This window comes from Leisingera sp. ANG-M1, assembly GCF_000813745.1.
In the GTDB taxonomy this organism is placed as follows: Bacteria; Pseudomonadota; Alphaproteobacteria; order Rhodobacterales; family Rhodobacteraceae; genus Leisingera.
Window position 1 is genome coordinate 651 of record NZ_JWLC01000060.1, and the last position, 1402, is coordinate 2052.

A 1402-nucleotide genomic window follows, 5' to 3' on the forward strand; every position below is an offset into this window, starting at 1 on the left:
CCGACCCGCTGCTGCATGCCGTTCGACATCGCGTTTGCGGGCTTGTCCATGGCATCCGCCAGGCCGACGCGCTCCAGATAATATTCTACCACGTCCTGTCGTTCGGCCTGGGACGCCTTCGGATAGACCTTGTCGACTCCGATGGCGCAGTTTTCCCGCGCGGTCAGCCAGGGGAACAGATTGGGCGACTGGAACACCACCGCACGCTCCGGGTCGGCGCCCTCAACATGTTTCCTGTCCAGCTTGATCGCCCCCTTGGAAATCGGGTTCAGCCCGGCGGCCATCGTCAGCACAGTGGACTTTCCGCAGCCCGAGTGACCGATCAGTGAAATGAACTCGCCCTTGTTGATCTTCAGGTTGAAGTCCTCAACCACCGTCAACGGCCCCTTGGGAGTGGGGTAGATCTTGTGAAGCTGAGAAAAATCGAGGAAGCGTTCCTCGGAAAGCGATTTCGACGCCTCGGCCACCGCTGCAGGCAGGCCATGGATCGGGGTCACATCGGGCAGCAGCTTGGTGCCTTCGATCCTTCCCTTGATGCCTACGTCCATCAGGTAAGCCGTCACATCCGCACGCAGGCGTTTGAAGGACGCGTCATTGTTTATCGCTGAGCGGTCGCGCGGACGGGGAATGGTGACTTTGAACTCCTCACCAAGGGTCCCATCGGGGTTCAGCGCGACAATGCGGTCGGCCAGCAGGATGGCTTCGTCCACGTCATTGGTGATCAGGACACAGGTCTTTTTGTCCGCCGCCCAGATAGCCTCGATCTCGTCGGCGAGGTTCGCACGGGTCAGCGCGTCCAGCGCCGACAGTGGTTCGTCCAGCAGCAGAACCTCGGGGTCCATCGCCAGCGCGCGGGCCACGTTCACACGCTGGCGCATACCGCCGGATAGTTCGGCCGGGCGCCGGGTCTTGGCGTGATCCAGACCCACCATTTTGACATAGTGGTCGACCTTCGCGGTCTTCTCGGCCTTGGGCATCCCCGGAAAGATCGTGCCGACCGCAAGTTCCACATTCCCATCCACGGTCAGCCACGGCATCAGGGAGTAGCTTTGGAAAATCACGCCGCGCTCGGGGCCCGGGCCGGAGATCTCTTTACCGCGGTAAGTGACCGACCCTTTGGTCGGCATCTCAAGACCCGCCATCAGATTGATCAGGGTGGTCTTGCCGGTTCCGGAGAAGCCGAGCAGAACGAGGAACTCGCCCTCCTCAACAGACAGGTTGATGTTTTTCAGAACAGTGGTGCGCGAAGTGCCTTCACCAAAGCTCTTGGAGACATTGTTGAATTCAAGAACGCTCATGATGGATCACCGGTTGTTCGTGAAGGTGAACAGGGACTGCAGCGCGTACATCACGCGGTCCAGCAGGAAGCCGATGATACCGATTGTCAGAACCGCCACGATGA

At 60.1% G+C, this 1402-nt stretch carries 1 protein-coding gene; it reads right to left on the reverse strand.

The genetic code is table 11. The annotated features are described in order from the left end of the window. Positions 1-1298 (reverse strand): ATP-binding cassette domain-containing protein (locus tag RA19_RS25275; protein ID WP_039168656.1); only part of this gene is annotated, 1298 nt, incomplete at its 3' end. Positions 1299-1402: the final 104 nt, after the last annotated feature.